This is a genomic window from Notoacmeibacter ruber (assembly GCF_003668555.1).
Lineage (GTDB): Bacteria > Pseudomonadota > Alphaproteobacteria > Rhizobiales > Rhizobiaceae > Notoacmeibacter > Notoacmeibacter ruber.
In genome coordinates this window covers 1,288,745-1,303,439 of sequence record NZ_RCWN01000001.1, presented here as the reverse complement: position 1 = coordinate 1,303,439, position 14,695 = coordinate 1,288,745, and the positions used below count along the sequence as shown (strand labels likewise).

12 protein-coding genes and 1 tRNA gene are annotated in these 14,695 nt (G+C 59.6%); 3 read left to right on the top strand and 10 right to left on the bottom strand.

All coding sequences use genetic code 11. The features are described from left to right. Positions 1-50: 50 nt before the first annotated feature. Positions 51-743, top strand: coding sequence for a DsbA family oxidoreductase (locus tag D8780_RS06175; protein ID WP_121644818.1), 693 nt, complete (start codon positions 51-53; stop codon positions 741-743). Positions 744-828: 85 nt separating this feature from the next. Then, the gene (locus tag D8780_RS06170; protein WP_121644817.1) at positions 829-1,260 is read left to right on the top strand and encodes a hypothetical protein; all 432 of its coding nucleotides are present in this window, start codon (positions 829-831) and stop codon (positions 1,258-1,260) included. A gap of 29 nt (positions 1,261-1,289) precedes the next feature. On the opposite strand, the gene mfd is transcribed toward D8780_RS06170, so the two are convergent. After that, positions 1,290-4,790, bottom strand: coding sequence for a transcription-repair coupling factor (gene mfd, locus D8780_RS06165; protein ID WP_121644816.1), 3,501 nt, complete (start codon positions 4,788-4,790; stop codon positions 1,290-1,292). A 4-nt stretch (positions 4,791-4,794) separates the two neighbouring features. After that, positions 4,795-5,088 (bottom strand): FAD assembly factor SdhE, encoded by a 294-nt coding sequence (locus D8780_RS06160; protein WP_342633426.1) that lies wholly within the window; start codon positions 5,086-5,088, stop codon positions 4,795-4,797. 139 nt (positions 5,089-5,227) lie between these two features. Between D8780_RS06160 and recG the strand changes: the two genes are divergently transcribed. Further along, positions 5,228-7,342, top strand: a complete 2,115-nt coding sequence (gene recG / locus D8780_RS06155; protein ID WP_121646405.1) for an ATP-dependent DNA helicase RecG — start codon at positions 5,228-5,230, stop codon at positions 7,340-7,342. Positions 7,343-7,348: 6 nt separating this feature from the next. On the opposite strand, the gene D8780_RS06150 is transcribed toward recG, so the two are convergent. The 8 genes from D8780_RS06150 to D8780_RS06115 all read right to left on the bottom strand — a co-directional run bounded on the left by D8780_RS06150 (position 7,349) and on the right by D8780_RS06115 (position 14,686). After that, the gene (locus D8780_RS06150) at positions 7,349-8,023 is read right to left on the bottom strand and encodes a DUF502 domain-containing protein (RefSeq protein WP_121644815.1); all 675 of its coding nucleotides are present in this window, start codon (positions 8,021-8,023) and stop codon (positions 7,349-7,351) included. Between the two features lie 81 nt (positions 8,024-8,104). Beyond that, positions 8,105-9,928, bottom strand: coding sequence for a glutamine--fructose-6-phosphate transaminase (isomerizing) (gene glmS, locus D8780_RS06145; RefSeq protein WP_121644814.1), 1,824 nt, complete (start codon positions 9,926-9,928; stop codon positions 8,105-8,107). Positions 9,929-10,037: 109 nt separating this feature from the next. Further along, the gene (gene glmU / locus D8780_RS06140; protein WP_121644813.1) at positions 10,038-11,393 is read right to left on the bottom strand and encodes a bifunctional UDP-N-acetylglucosamine diphosphorylase/glucosamine-1-phosphate N-acetyltransferase GlmU; all 1,356 of its coding nucleotides are present in this window, start codon (positions 11,391-11,393) and stop codon (positions 10,038-10,040) included. A 102-nt stretch (positions 11,394-11,495) separates the two neighbouring features. Further along, positions 11,496-12,260, bottom strand: coding sequence for a cytochrome c biogenesis CcdA family protein (locus tag D8780_RS06135; RefSeq protein WP_121644812.1), 765 nt, complete (start codon positions 12,258-12,260; stop codon positions 11,496-11,498). A gap of 76 nt (positions 12,261-12,336) precedes the next feature. Beyond that, positions 12,337-12,412, bottom strand: a tRNA-Lys gene (locus D8780_RS06130). Between the two features lie 131 nt (positions 12,413-12,543). After that, complete coding sequence (locus tag D8780_RS06125) at positions 12,544-13,386, bottom strand: D-alanyl-D-alanine carboxypeptidase family protein (RefSeq protein ID WP_121644811.1); 843 nt, start codon at positions 13,384-13,386, stop codon at positions 12,544-12,546. A 169-nt stretch (positions 13,387-13,555) separates the two neighbouring features. Next, positions 13,556-14,071 (bottom strand): peptidylprolyl isomerase, encoded by a 516-nt coding sequence (locus tag D8780_RS06120; protein WP_121644810.1) that lies wholly within the window; start codon positions 14,069-14,071, stop codon positions 13,556-13,558. Positions 14,072-14,110: 39 nt separating this feature from the next. Continuing rightward, positions 14,111-14,686 carry a peptidylprolyl isomerase gene (locus D8780_RS06115; protein WP_245412277.1) on the bottom strand — a complete coding sequence of 192 codons (576 nt, stop codon included), beginning with the start codon at positions 14,684-14,686 and terminating at the stop codon, positions 14,111-14,113. Positions 14,687-14,695 lie beyond the last annotated feature (9 nt).

The following is a 14,695-nucleotide window of genomic DNA, read 5'->3' as shown; positions in this document are numbered from 1 at the left end:
CGGATAAGTCCGACCGTTGTATCGTTGCCGATGGCTGCTACATAACGGGAATGTCAGAAGAAACCGCCGAACCGTTAAGCCCTGCCTCGCCTCTCACACTCGATATCGTTTCGGATGTGGTATGTCCTTGGTGTTACATTCACTTCCGACGGCTGGAGGAAGCCCGTTCAGCGATGCCCGACCTACCGGTCGCCATTCGTTGGCGGCCCTATCAGCTTGATCCGACGATCCCGCCAGAGGGTGTCGAGCGTCAAAGCTACATGCTGAACAAGTTCGGCAGTCAGGACCGTCTCGATCAGTTGCATGCTGCGATCTCGAAGGAAGGGAAAGCGGCCGGCATCGACTTCGCGTTCGATAAGATCAAGACATCTCCCAATACGCTGGATGCCCACCGCGTCCTGCATTGGGCAGGAACGCAGGATGTGACGATCCAGCACCGCCTGGTCGCCCGGCTTTTTCAGATCTTCTTCGAGGAGGGCGTCGATCTGTCAGACCACGAAACACTGGCGAATGCAGCCGAGGAGGCCGGCATGGACAAGGCGATCGTCTCGCAATTGTTGCAGGGCGATGCCGATGCCGACCTGGTTCGCGAGGAAATTGCTCAGGCCAATGAAATGGGGATTCAGGGCGTCCCCTTCACGCTCATCGAACAGCGTTACGGGTTGCCCGGCGCACAACCCCCGGACGTTCTTGCAAACGCCCTGCGGCAAGTCGCCGACGCGAAAGCCAACGGCGAATTCTGATTTCCCGTAAAGGTGCAGGTGTAGGATCGTTTGAGCCGACCTCGTGTTAGATTGGCGGAGGGCTCTTCCTCTTTCGAGGCAAACCATGATGAAATCGCTTCTGAAATGTGTCGCAATGACAACGATTTGCTCGTTTCCAGGCGTGGGCTTCGCCTCGGCGGAAACGACCGTTCCTGACAGCATGATCGGAACGTGGGATATCTCCCGCGCGGCCTGTCTGGGAGATGCCGAGGCCGGGCGCATGCAGGTCTCCCAAGACAGGCTCGACTTTTGGTACGGCCATGCGGATTTTGCCGAGCTTGTCCGCACCGGCCCTGTCCTCTTCATCGCCACCGATCTCTTTCAGGAGGGTACGGTCGAACCAGGACCCAGCAGGGAATACTATCGAATCGAGCAACGCGACGGTCCGGACCGGATCGCTTTCAATGTGAAAGGCAAGGAACCGCGCATCCTGGTTCGCTGCGACTACGATGGTCTGCGTCCACCGCGACAGGAGCCGGCCCCGGCCGCGAACTAATCGTCCTGACGCCCGCCCGGCGGCGGCGATCAGGCCGCTGCCGTTTGCGTATCCGCCAGTTTCGCCAGCTGTGACATGATCACAGCACTGCCAGAGAGACGGCTCTCAGGCGTGGGCAGATCGCGAACGAAGACGATGGACTGATCCGGGCGCAGCTTGGCCATGGCGCCCTGGCGGGCAATGTGCTGCACAAGTGCAGCCGGATTGGCGAACTCCTGATTGCGGAACGCGACGACCACGCCTTTTGGCCCGGCATCCAGCTTTTCGACATTGGCTTTACGGCACAGCGCCTTGATATAGACGACCTTTAGCAAATGCTGAACTTCCTCGGGAAGCGGCCCGAAGCGATCGATCAGCTCCGCGCCAAAACCATCGATCTCATGCGGGTCGGTCAATTCGGCCAAACGGCGATAGAGGCTCAGGCGCAAATTGAGATCCGGCACATAGTCTTCCGGAATGAGAACCGCAGTGCCGATCGTAATCTGCGGTGACCAGCTTCCCGAATCTGCGTCTTCCTCGCCCTTGATCTGCGCCACGGCCTCTTCGAGCATCTGCTGGTAAAGCTCATAGCCGACCTCGCGAATATGGCCGGATTGTTCTTCGCCCAACAGATTTCCCGCGCCGCGCAGGTCAAGGTCGTGGCTGGCGAGCTGAAAGCCTGCACCCAACGTATCCAGAGACTGCAAGACCTTCAGCCGGCGCTCGGCCTGGACGGTCAGTTTCTTGCGGATTGGTAGCGTCAGAAGCGCATAGGCACGCTGTTTCGACCGGCCGACACGTCCTCTTATCTGGTAAAGCTGGGCCAGGCCGAACATGTCAGCACGATGGACCACCAGCGTGTTGGCCGTTGGCACGTCGAGCCCACTCTCAACGATCGTCGTGGAGAGGAGGACGTCGTATTGCCCGTCGTAAAAGGCGTTCATGATATCGTCGAGCTCGGTCGGCGGCATCTGGCCATGAGCGACCGCCACCTTCAGTTCTGGCACGTGCTCATCAAGGAACTGCTTGACGTCGGCAAGGTCCGAAACTCGGGGGACCACATAAAAGCTCTGCCCGCCGCGATAGCGTTCGCGGAGTAGCGTTTCGCGAACGACCATCGCATCGAAAGGCGAGATGAAGGTACGAACGGCCATTCGATCGACGGGAGCGGTGGTGATCAGCGACAGCTCGCGCACACCTGAAAGGGCAAGCTGAAGGGTTCTCGGAATTGGCGTCGCCGAAAGCGTCAGAACGTGAACGTCGGAGCGCAGTTCCTTCAGCCGCTCCTTGTGCTTCACACCGAAATGCTGCTCCTCATCGATGATCAGCAGTCCAAGCCGCTTGAATTTTACGCTCGTTCCAAGCAACGCATGGGTACCGACGACAATATCGACGCTCCCGTCGGTAAGGCCCTTCTTGGTCTCCGACAATTCCTTGCTGCCTACCAGACGGCTTGCCTGTCGAACCGTCACGGGTAAACCCGAAAAACGCTGGTTGAACGTCTTGAAATGCTGTCGGGCCAAAAGCGTGGTGGGCACAACCACCGCAACCTGAAACCCTTCCATCACCGCTGCGAAAGCAGCACGCAATGCGACCTCGGTTTTGCCGAAGCCGACATCGCCGCAGATCAATCGGTCCATTGCACGGCCGGAGGAAAGGTCGTCCAGCACCGCATCGATCGCTTTCTGCTGATCTTCCGTTTCCTCATACGGGAACCGGGCGGCGAACTCGCCATAGAGGCCATCGGGCGGCGCCAAACGCGGCGCCGACTTCATCTCGCGTTGAGCCGCGATACGAATGAGCTTGTCGGCCATATCGAGCAAGCGCTTCTTGAGCTTTGCTTTGCGCGCCTGCCAAGCGCCGCCGCCAAGGCGGTCGAGCGCCGCATCGGTCCCCTCCCCGCCGTAGCGGGAAAGAAGTTCGATGTTCTCGACCGGCAGAAAAAGACGTCCGTCCGATGCGTAATGCAGTTCCAGGCAGTCGTGCGGCGCGCCGGCGGCCTCAATGGTTCGCAAACCGACGAACCGACCAATGCCATGCTCGGAATGAACCACAAGGTCGCCCGTCGAAAGAGACGACAGTTCCGAAATGAAATCAGCCGCCTTGCCTTTTCTCCGGCTCCGCCGGACCAAACGGTCACCCAGCAAATCCTGCTCTGCGACAATCGAAAGATCATCGCTTTCGAAGCCGTGCTCGATCGGCAGGATGGCGAGACCTATCGTCTGTCCTTCCAGTTTCGCGGCTTCGCTGAGATCGCCCACCGAACGTGTGCCACCAAGACCGTGTTCCGCCAAAATGCCCGACAGCCGATCAAGCGAACCCTCGGTCCAGGCGGCAACGAGAACCCGCCCGGATTGCCCGCGTAGCTCAGCCAGGTGTTTCACCGACGCATCGAAGACATTTGCGTCAGGCTGCGCCCGCTCTTCGGCAAAGCTACGGCCACGCCGGGCGCCCGCATGGGCGACACGGCGCCCTTCGGTAAAGGGTTGGTCGAACGGCGTCAGATCAATCCGCTCGCGGGCGGAGCAGCGCTCATCGACTTCCGTGAGCGTCATGTAAAGACGCTCCGGAGGCAGCGGATTGTAAGGCACCGACTGGTCCGATCCCATCCCGCCCGTGGCCTTGCGGCTTTCGAAATGATCCCGGATCTGCTTTTCGCGCTCTTCGATCGCTTCCGTCGCAAGGTGGTCGAAAACGACCATCGCTTCCGGCATGAGATCAAACACCGTGTCGAGCCCGTCATAGAAAAGCGGCAACCAATGCTCCATGCCGGCAAAGCGCTTGCCCTCCGAAATGGATTGATAGAGGGCATCTTCGCGTCGCGGCGCCCCGAACGCCTCGATATAGCCCCTTCGAAATCGTGCAATCGCCTCCGGATTCAATGTCACTTCCGACACGGGCTGCATGGTGAAGCGTTCGAGCTGGCGACTGGTGCGCTGCGTGGCCGGGTCGAAACTGCGGACCGTATCCAGCTCGTCTCCGAAGAAATCCAGCCTTACCGGCTCTTCGGCCCCGGGGACGAAAAGGTCCAGAATCCCCCCGCGCACCGCGTATTCGCCCACCTCCCGGACCGTCGCCACCCGCTCGAACCCATCCGATTCGAGCCGACGTATCAGGCTATTCATCTCCAGCGTGGCGCCCGGGCGGGCATCGAAGAGTTGCTCTGCGAGATTTTTGCTCGGCGGTATGCGCTGCAAGACCGCATTTGCGGATGCCAGAATGATGGATGGACCGCTCGAGGAATTGAGGTTGGTGATTGCTCCGAGCGCATCAAGCCGCCTAGCGGCCGCGTCAGCCCCTGGAGAAACGCGGTCATAGGGCAGGCAGTCCCAGGCCGGGAGCGTGATGATCCGAGCCTCTGGCACCGCAAATGAGAGCGTGCTCGCAAGGTCGGGCAACCTGTTACCATCACGCGCGATGAACAGGATTGGCCGGTCACCCGCGGCAGCCACAAGACGGGCCAGAGCAAACGGCTCATAGCCATCTGCGACGCCATCCACAATGACAGGCGCTGTGCCAGCGGGCAATCTGATCGGTGAAAGAACGCTCATGCCATCAACCGATCCGGTTCCGACGATGGGTGATGATGGAATCCAGAAGCGGTCCGTCCCACTCCTCCGGGACGCTCTTCTCGCCCAGAACCCATTGGTAGAGCTCTTGGTCGTTGACGTGCATCAGCTCCTCGAAATGATCCAGCGTCGCACCGTCCATTGTGGCGATATTCTCGTCGGCGAAGGGACCGAGGATCAGGTCCATCTCTCTCATACCCCGGTGCCAGGCCCTGAAGAGGAGCTTCTTGCGGCGCGGGTCATCTACGGACGCGCTGCTGATCTGGGTGCCACTCATCATTCGGACCTCTCGGATTGGTTGGGCTGCCATATAGGCTTGAAAGCCGCCTGTGTCAGCCGTTGCCGTAGGTAACGAAAATGTCCCCAGCGAAAAAGAGCCATCCGCTTTTTCCCGCGCCCAGCCAGTCTATATTGGCGCGATGCGCCCGTCCCTCCTCGATCCTCTCTTCGCACCCGTCACCAGTCTCGCCGGTGTCGGGCCCAAGGTTGCCGAAAATATTGCCCGCGTGGTTCCGACGACCGGGCCCGAAGAGGTTGCACGAATCGTCGATCTGCTTTTCTGCCTGCCGACGCGCGTGATCGACAGGCGGGACGTCACAACGATCGTGCAGGCATCGCCCGATACCGTCGTGACGCTACGATTGCGTGTCATTCGACATCAGCCGGCACCGCGCGCCGCGCGAAACGCCCCCTATCGAGTCTTCTGCCAGGATGAGAGCGACGAGATCGCATTGACTTTCTTTCGTGCTCATGGGGATTGGCTGACCAAACAATTGCCCGAGGGCGATATCGTCATGGTGTCGGGCAAGATCGACTGGTTCCATGGTAAAGCCTCCATGATCCATCCCGATGCGATGGCGCGCGAGGAAAGCGGAGGTCTGCCGCCGCTGGACCCGGTCTATCCCGGCACCGCTGGGTTGGCGCCAAAAACATTGCGCAAAAGCATCGACGCGGCATTGGAAAGGCTGCCCGCCCTCCCCGAGTGGCGCGATCCTTCCACAAGTCGGAAAAGTGCCGACAATTTTCCATCCTTCGGTGATGCCCTTCGGACGCTGCATGATCCTGCTGAGCCCGAAGATGTGTCACCAGAGGGGAAGCCTTGGCGCCGGTTGGCGCGAGATGAGTTGCTGGCAGGCCAACTGGCCATCGCCCTGGTTCGTGCGCGCTTGCGGCGTCGAGGCGGGCGAGCCTTCGAAAGCGATGGCACGCGGGTTGATGCGATCGCCGGCGCCCTGCCGTTTCGCTTGACGGACGGCCAGACACAATCGCTGTCAGAAATTCGCGGCGATCTCGCAAAACCGGAAAAGATGCTTCGGCTACTGCAGGGCGATGTGGGAAGCGGAAAGACGGTCGTGGCGCTGATGGCGATGGCCCATATCGCCGATGCCGGCGCCCAATCGGTTTTGATGGCCCCGACGGAAATTCTGGCGCGGCAGCATTTCGCTACGATCGCGCCCCTTGCGCAAGCGGCAGACCTGAAGGTTGCGATTCTGACCGGTCGCGACAATGCCACAAGCCGCCAGCCCGTGCTCGATGGTCTCGCCAACGGCACGATCGATATCTGCGTCGGTACCCATGCGCTCTTTCAGCAGGGGGTCGAATTTCACGATCTCGGTCTGGCAGTGATCGACGAACAGCATCGCTTCGGTGTGCATCAGCGGCTCGCCCTTTCGGCGAAAGGTGTCAATCCCGACCTGCTTGTCATGACGGCAACCCCGATACCGCGGACGCTGGTGCTGACGGCCTTTGGCGATATGGACGTCTCAAGGCTGACGGAAAAACCCGCCGGGCGAAAGCCCATCCAGACGGCAAGCCTGCCCGTCGAGCGGCTGGGTGAACTCGGGGACCGACTGGAAAAAGCTCTCGATGATGGTCGCAAGATCTACTGGATCTGTCCACTTGTTGAAGAATCCGAGCAAAGCGATCTGGTCAGTGCGACGGAGCGTCATGAGTGGCTTTCAGATCGGCTTGGGGCCTCAAGAGTAGGCCTCATTCACGGCCGCATGTCAGGCCCGGAAAAAGACACCGCCATGGCAGCGTTCAAATCCGGCGAGACCCGTATTCTTGTTGGCACGACGGTCATAGAGGTGGGTGTCGATGTGCCGGATGCGTCGATCATCGTGATCGAACATGCAGAGCGCTTCGGTCTTTCTCAGCTTCATCAGTTGCGCGGGCGTGTCGGGCGCGGTGCGGACGCCTCCTCCTGCATTCTTCTGTTTCGTGGCCCACTCAATGCAGTCGCGGAGGCACGTCTCAAGGTCATGCGAGAAACGGAGGATGGCTTCCGGATCGCGGAAGAGGATCTGAGGCTCCGGGGGGAAGGCGACCTATTGGGCACGAAGCAGTCCGGAGCGCCTGGATTTCGCGTGGCCCGACTGGAGTTTCATGGCGAATTGCTTGACGAAGCACGCGACGAGGCGCGGTTTCTCCTGGCCACGGACCCCGACCTGACGGGGCCTCGCGGCGAAGCTCTCAGAATCCTGCTCTATCTATTCGGGCGGGATGATGCGGTCCGCCTATTGCGAGCCGGTTGACGTCTGTCAGGCCGCGTCGGTCCGCTTCTTGTCCGACAAGTTCGCAAGCGCTTCGAGCGCGGGCGTCGTTTCCATTTCCTCAGGCGACACAAGGCCTCCGGAAATAATCAGCTTGGCTGCATCCTCCACCGACATGTTGAGGATGTGGACATCCTCATGCGGTACCAGAAGCAGAAAACCGGATGTCGGGTTCGGCGTTGTGGGGACGAAGACGGCAAGCGCCCCTTCGGGGCCACCCGTGACGTCCTTCACCTCGCCTTTTGCCTCGGTCGCAACAAAGCACAGCGCCCACATTCCTGGCCGCGGATACTCGATCAGTGCTGCATTCTGGAACGAGTTCGTCTTCTCACTCAGAACAGTTTCGAGAATTTGCTTGAGCGCCTTGTAGACGTTACGCACCAAGGGCATCCGATTGACGATCCGCTCGCCCATTCGAATGATCGCCTTGCCGATGAAATTCGCGGTCAGAAACCCAACGATGGTTATGCCGATCAATGCGAGAATGAGACCGACGCCCGGCACCGGGAATGGAAGATAGGTATCCGGGTTATAGACACGCGGAATAAGGGGTTTGATCAGCGTGTCGACCCATTCGACAAAGCCGAGGACGAGCCAGGCGGTGATGGCGAGCGGTGCCAGCACGATAAAACCTGTCAGAAAATACGTGCGGAGCCGGCTCATGGGCGTGAATGACCTGATCTTGGAAAGGTTGTTGCAGCGCAGAATTTAGGACGTTTGCGATCAACGTTCCAGTCTGGCGCGCTATTCAACCGTGACGCTCTTTGCGAGATTGCGGGGCTGATCCACGTCGGTCCCCATAAAGACGGCTGTATGATAGGCCAGAAGCTGGATCGGCAAGGCATAGACGATCGGCGCGACGAATGCCGGAACGTCGGGCATGACAATCGTTTTGAGGGTGTCGACGCTCGATGCGGCGGCTCCCTTCGCATCGGTGATCAGAATGATCTTCCCGCCACGGGCCGCGACCTCCTGCATGTTCGACACCGTTTTCTCGAAAACAGCGTCGTAAGGCGCGATCACGATAACCGGAAGGTCTTCGTCGATCAGCGCGATAGGCCCGTGCTTCAGTTCACCTGCTGCATAACCCTCTGCATGTATATAGCTAATTTCCTTTAGTTTTAGCGCACCTTCCATAGCCAATGGAAAGGCTGTATCCCGGCCGAGATAGAGCACGTCGGTGGCGTGAGCCAATTCGCGCGACAAGCCCACGATATCCTGCTCGACCTTGAGCGTCTTCGTCATCAAACGCGGCAGTTCCATCAGGCCGTGGACCATTTCGGCGATCGTCTCTTCGTCCAGGGTTCCCCGAGCCTTGGCCGCATGGATCGTCAGCGACGCAAGCGAAGCGAGCTGACACGTGAAAGCCTTGGTTGACGCGACGCCGATCTCGGGACCAGCAAGCGTCGGAAAAATGGTGTCGGCCTCGCGGGCTATGGTCGATTCCCGGACATTGACCACGGCACCGATCTTCAGCCCCTCGCCTTTGCAGTAGCGCAGCGAGGCCAGCGTATCGGCCGTTTCGCCGGACTGGGAAATGAAGAGAGCGGCATCCCCTGCATCGAGAGGCATTTCGCGATAGCGGAACTCCGACGCGATATCGATATCGACCGGCAGGCGGGCAAAACGCTCGAGCCAGTATTTACCGATCAGCCCCGCATAATAGGCCGTGCCGCAGGCGCTGATGGAAAGCCGTTTGATGGAGGCAAAATCGATCGAGGAGTCGATCTGACGCGGAGCGCCGTTGGCCAGGTCGAGATAATAGGCAAGAGTGTGGGAGACGACCTCGGGCTGTTCGAGGATCTCCTTTTGCATGAAGTGCCGGTAATTGCCCCGATCCACCACGATGGCGCCGGTGCTGCTCTTCTGCGCCTGACGGGCAACCTTCTGGCCCTGCGCATCGAAGATATCCACACCGCCAGAGCGGATGACAGCGAAATCGCCGTCTTCCAGATAGGTGATCGAGTCCGTGAACGGCGACAGCGCGATCGCGTCCGAGCCGAGGTACATTTCGTCCTCGCCGTGGCCGATCGCGAGCGGAGGTCCATTTCTCGCGCCGATGATCAGATCGTCTTCCCCTTCGAAGAGCATGGCGATGGCAAAGGCGCCCCGAAGGCGGGATATCGCCTCCTGCGCAGCAGCGACCGGCTCGCGTCCCGCCTTTGTCAGGGAAGAGACGAGGTGAGCGACAACCTCGGTATCGGTCTGTGTTGCGAACTCATAGCCGTTTGCCTTTAGCTCCTGACGGAGTTCGGCAAAGTTCTCGATGATGCCGTTATGAACGATCGCAACAGGCGTCGAAAAATGCGGATGCGCGTTGGTTTCGTTTGGAACCCCATGCGTGGCCCATCGCGTGTGACCAATACCGATATGCCCGCCAAGCGGCGAATCGGAGAGCTTCGCTTCGAGATTGGAGAGCTTGCCCTCCGCACGCCGGCGGTCCAGATGGCCGTCTTCAAGGGTCGCGACACCAGCGGAATCGTAACCGCGATATTCCAATCGCTTCAACGCGTCGACCAGAAGCGGCGCTACAGACCGGGTCCCGATAATTCCTACAATGCCGCACATATTGCCTCTCAAATGAATGTCGCTTCGGCGTAACAGCTTGTTTGCCCGCGCGAAAATAAATTTGCGTATCGCAGCGGTAACGCACCGACTGGCGAGATTGAATCAGAGGTTATTTCTTCCGATCTTTTTTGGCCTGAAGGTGCTCGCGCAAGGCCCTGCCACGTCCTTCCTTGTTCACCTGCCGTCCTCGCGCGATGGCCAGCGCGTTGTCCGGTACGTCGTCGGTCAATACCGATCCGGTTGCTACATAGGCGCCACTACCGACCCTGACCGGCGCCACCAATGACGAGTGCGTGCCGATGAAGACGTCTTCGCCGATCACGGTTTGATGTTTGGAATAACCATCATAGTTGCAGGTGACCGTACCGGCGCCGATATTGCTGCGCGCCCCGACCTCGGCGTCCCCGATATAGGTGAGGTGGTTGACCTTCGCTCCCTCGCCTATCCGCGCTTTCTTGACCTCACAGAAATTACCGACCTTCGCCTTTTCCGCCAGTTCCGTGCCAGGTCGAAGACGAGCGAACGGGCCGATTTCGGCTCCGTCCGAAACGCTTGCGCCCTCCAGATGGCTGAAACCGCGAACACGAACGTTCTGCCCGAGCGAGACCTCAGGGCCAAAGACGACATTGGGTTCGATGACGCTATCCTGGCCGATCACCGTATCCCATGAAAAATGAACACTTGCAGGCTGAACGAGCGTCACCCCGTCCAACATCATCTGCCGACGGGTCCGGCGCTGCCATATGGCTTCTGCTTCGGCGAGTTCGACCCGGGTGTTCACTCCGAGCACCGATTCGAAACCGATCTCCTTTGCAACGACCTTGTGCCCTGCTTCACGGGCCAGAGCGACGATATCCGTCAGGTAGAATTCGCCTTTGACGTTGTCATTGCCGATGGCGCGCAGCAGCGAAAGGGCGTGTTCGCCAGCGATCGCCATAAGGCCGCCATTACAGAACTGGATCTGTTTCTCGAGGAAAGAGGCATCCTTTTCTTCACGGATCGCGACGAGTTGGCCATCTTCCTCGATCAGCCGTCCATAACCGAACGGATTTTCAGTGTAGAATCCCATCACCGCGACAGCCGCGCCCTCGGCCAATGCAATTCGAGCGGCGGAAAGATCGTCCGGTCGCACCAGGGGCGTGTCGCCAAACAGCACGAGTACATCATCGGCACCTTCACCGATTGCCTCAGCCGCAGCGAGGACGGCGTGCGCCGTCCCGAGACGCTCCTTCTGCAGATAGGTCGTCACGCGTGCGGTATGGGGCGTCGCGACCTCTTCGACCATTTCGGCATCGCGGCCCACGACGAGTGCCACGCGGTTACTGCCTGCTGCGGCCGCAGCCCGAACCACGTGTGCGACCAAGGGCAGGCCTGCGATCTCATGAAGGACCTTTGACCGGTCGCTCTTCATGCGGGTGCCCTCGCCTGCCGCAAGGACTATCGAAAGGCAGCTTCGTTCGGTCATGAAAGGCTCGTCTCCAATGGATCACTGGACGTATCTTACGATACGCCGCTTCGCCGTCCGTCTAGCAAATGGCCCCAACCGCGCCAAGCAAGCATTCGAGGATCAGCCGATCGTCAAGAAAACGGGAAACGTATCGAGCAGGAGATTGGAGACGTATTGGATACCGCCCGTAAGGAAAGCGATACCCGCCAGAACGAGAAGCGCCCCCATGACCTTTTCGACTCGGCCAAGATGCAGACGAAAACGCTGCAGGAACCGCATGAACGCACCGGAGAAGAATGCGGCGATGAGAAAGGGAATGCCAAGGCCAAGCGAATAGATGGCCAGCATCAGCGCGCCCTCGCCTGCCGTCGCGCGTCCGGCAGCGAGCGTCAAGATCGAACCCAGAACCGGACCGATACAAGGTGTCCAGCCGAAAGCGAAGGCGAGCCCCATAATATAAGCTGCGATCGCACTCGCCGGCCGCCCGGAATGGTTGAGCCTTGCCTCCTGAGCGAGAAACGGAATGCGGATAACGCCCAGAAAATTCAGACCCATGATGATGATCACAAGCCCGGCGGCAATGGAGAGCGGTTCCTGCCAGAGCCTCAGAAAACGACCTATCGTCGAAGCACCGACGCCAAGCAGAATGAAAACGGTCGAGAAGCCGAGAACGAAGGCGAGCGCTGCAAACAGAAGTGCGCGGCGCGGCGTCATCGCGCGTCGAGAGGCCTTGGCATCAGGGCCGGGCGAAGCACCGCGAAATTCTTCGACTGAAACGCCGGCCATATAGCAGAGATAGGGAGGCACAATCGGCAAGACGCACGGAGACAGGAAGGATATCGCCCCTGCCGCCAAAGCCGTCGCATATCCGACATCGATCGCCATGATTGCGCCTGTTCCGAAACCCGCCCGATGCCGCTGACACAACAAAGCGTAGACGACATTTCGACGGATGTTGCGTTGGTGAGCGCGCAGGGGTTCGAACCCTGGACCTACTGATTAAAAGTCAGTTGCTCTACCAGCTGAGCTACGCGCTCGCTCACTGTCAGGCGAAACCGCCTTGGCAAGCCGCGCGGACCATAGTTTTGAGGGCTTGAGCGGTCAACCGCCAATGTCAGCTTTTTCAGCCGTATAAAGCGCCGCAACGTCAAACATTGGAGAAGGACACTCAGCGTAGTGTCGCGATGATCTTCCGAACGCGCTCATCGCGCTCTTTTGCCGTGTCACCGCCCATAACCGTGATGATGTAGCGGCGAGGCCCCTTTTTTACCGACGTGACGATATTAAAACCCGAAGCCCGAATGTAGCCGGTCTTGATACCATCGACGCCGGGCTCCGCCAGCAGGTGATTATGGCCCCGAATTGTGCGGCCCCGGAATGTATATTCCCGCTGGCTGAAATAGGGATAGAAACGAGCGTGCTCGCTCATCAGCAAAATACCGAGACGCGACATGTCGGCAGCCGTCGTGATCTGACGAGGATCAGGCAGTCCCGAAGCGTTGACGAAACGGGTTGAGTGTAGGCCGAGTTCGCGGGCGCGCGCCGTCATGGCCGCTGCAAAAGCATCCTCGCTGCCATAAAGAAATTCGCCAACCGCCGCTGCGACATCATTGGCGCTCTTGATTGCCAGCGCGCGGATGGCCGTATCAACGCTGATCGTGTCGCCAGCCTTTACGCCAAGCTTGCTGGGCGGCTTTCCGGCCGCATAGGCGCTGATCGGGATGGACGACGTTCGGTCGATACGTCCTGCCTCGATGGCATCGAAGAGCATGTAGAGCGTCATCATCTTGGTTAGAGAGGCAGGGTAGCGCTGCGCCGTTGCATTCTGGCTGAGCAGTACGCGGCCACTGCCGACATCCACCACATGTGCGGCGTAACGTTCGGAAAGCGGGACCTGCGCTTCGGACGGCAGGGTCTCCAGCACGCTCTGCGTGGAACAGGCTGAGAGGACCGGCGCCAGGGCGAGAGCGATGATGAGGGCGCCCGCGCGCAACAATGATGCCGGTGTCATGGGATCCGCTTCGTCGAATAAAATGAGTGGAGGAGACGTTAAGCCGGCTTGCGCCCGCCCTTCAATCGGTGGCCGCTTCGGATCGCTGATTTTCCGGGCGTGCGGCCTTAACGCAACAGGGCGGTGCCATGCCGACACCGCCCTGAAGAATCATCGTGATTGGAAGCAATCAGGCGTCAGCCGCGACCTTCATGGAAACGATCGAATCCGGATCACTCACAGGTTCCCCACGCTTGACCTTATCGACATTCTCCATTCCGTCGATCACCTGGCCCCAGACGGTATATTGGCGGTCGAGGAACCCGGCATCATCAAAAACGATGAAGAACTGGCTGTTTGCCGAATCCGGGTCCTGCGCGCGAGCCATCGAGCAAGCGCCACGTCCGTGGTGAGCGGTGTTGAACTCGGCTTTCAGGTTCGGCTTGTCCGATGCGCCGCGGCCGGCCATACGCTCATCAAATTTCGGGCCGCCCTTTTTACCGAACTGGACATCGCCCGTCTGAGCCATGAAACCGTCGATCACACGGTGAAATACGACACCGTCATAAGCGCCTTCGCGAGCCAGCTCCTTGATACGCGAAACGTGCCCCGGCGCCAGGTCCGGCTTCAGCTCGATAACGACCATGCCTTGGGTGGTTTCCACCAACAGGGTGTTTTCGGGATCCTTGATTTCGATATCTGCCATTGAGTTTCCTTTCAAAAAAGAGTGCGCGTCGAAGAGGCTTCAGCAACCGCCCGCAATCGTCGCAGTTTGAATTCTGTCGGGCGAAGAAACGCTTCCATTCGGACCGTCGCCCTTGGTGATCGCGTCGACCGCATCCATGCCGTCTTCGACTTCACCCACGACCGTATATTGACCGTTGAGAAAGCTGCCTTCGTCGAACATGATGAAAAACTGGCTGTTCGCGGAATCCGGGCTGGCCGAACGGGCCATACCCACCGTGCCGCGTTCGAACGGCTTGTCGGAGAACTCCGCGGGAATGTCCGGCAGGTCGGAGCCACCCATCCCAGCCCGCTGCGGCTCGAAACCGTCTTCCATATCGCCGAACTGCACATCGCCGGTCTGCGCCATGAATCCGTCGATGACACGGTGGAATGCGACATTGTCGTACTCCCCGGCACAGGCGAGTTCCTTGATGCGCGCCGTGTGCTGCGGCGCCAGGTCCGGGCGGAGCGCTATCGTCACCTCGCCCGCTGGCAGCTCAAGAACGAGCGTGTTTTCGGGTTCGGCAGCCTGCGCCTCCGAAGCAAGGGCGAAAGTCGAAAGGCCCAGGAGAAGGCCGGTCATCAGATGTTTCATGAAATCCTC

Excerpts from the sequence above, each read along its gene's own strand:
- D8780_RS06160 (WP_342633426.1), bottom strand. The coding sequence starts at position 5,088 with ATGATGAGTGGCACCCAGATCAGCAGCGCGTCCGTAGATGACCCGCGC.
- D8780_RS06115 (WP_245412277.1), bottom strand. The coding sequence starts at position 14,686 with ATGAAACATCTGATGACCGGCCTTCTCCTGGGCCTTTCGACTTTCGCC.
- D8780_RS06135 (WP_121644812.1), bottom strand. The coding sequence starts at position 12,260 with ATGGCGATCGATGTCGGATATGCGACGGCTTTGGCGGCAGGGGCGATA.
- D8780_RS06125 (WP_121644811.1), bottom strand. The coding sequence starts at position 13,386 with ATGACACCGGCATCATTGTTGCGCGCGGGCGCCCTCATCATCGCTCTC.
- glmS (WP_121644814.1), bottom strand. The coding sequence starts at position 9,928 with ATGTGCGGCATTGTAGGAATTATCGGGACCCGGTCTGTAGCGCCGCTT.
- D8780_RS06120 (WP_121644810.1), bottom strand. The coding sequence starts at position 14,071 with ATGGCAGATATCGAAATCAAGGATCCCGAAAACACCCTGTTGGTGGAA.
- recG (WP_121646405.1), top strand. The coding sequence starts at position 5,228 with ATGCGCCCGTCCCTCCTCGATCCTCTCTTCGCACCCGTCACCAGTCTC.
- mfd (WP_121644816.1), bottom strand. The coding sequence starts at position 4,790 with ATGAGCGTTCTTTCACCGATCAGATTGCCCGCTGGCACAGCGCCTGTC.
- D8780_RS06170 (WP_121644817.1), top strand. The coding sequence starts at position 829 with ATGATGAAATCGCTTCTGAAATGTGTCGCAATGACAACGATTTGCTCG.
- D8780_RS06175 (WP_121644818.1), top strand. The coding sequence starts at position 51 with ATGTCAGAAGAAACCGCCGAACCGTTAAGCCCTGCCTCGCCTCTCACA.
- D8780_RS06150 (WP_121644815.1), bottom strand. The coding sequence starts at position 8,023 with ATGAGCCGGCTCCGCACGTATTTTCTGACAGGTTTTATCGTGCTGGCA.
- glmU (WP_121644813.1), bottom strand. The coding sequence starts at position 11,393 with ATGACCGAACGAAGCTGCCTTTCGATAGTCCTTGCGGCAGGCGAGGGC.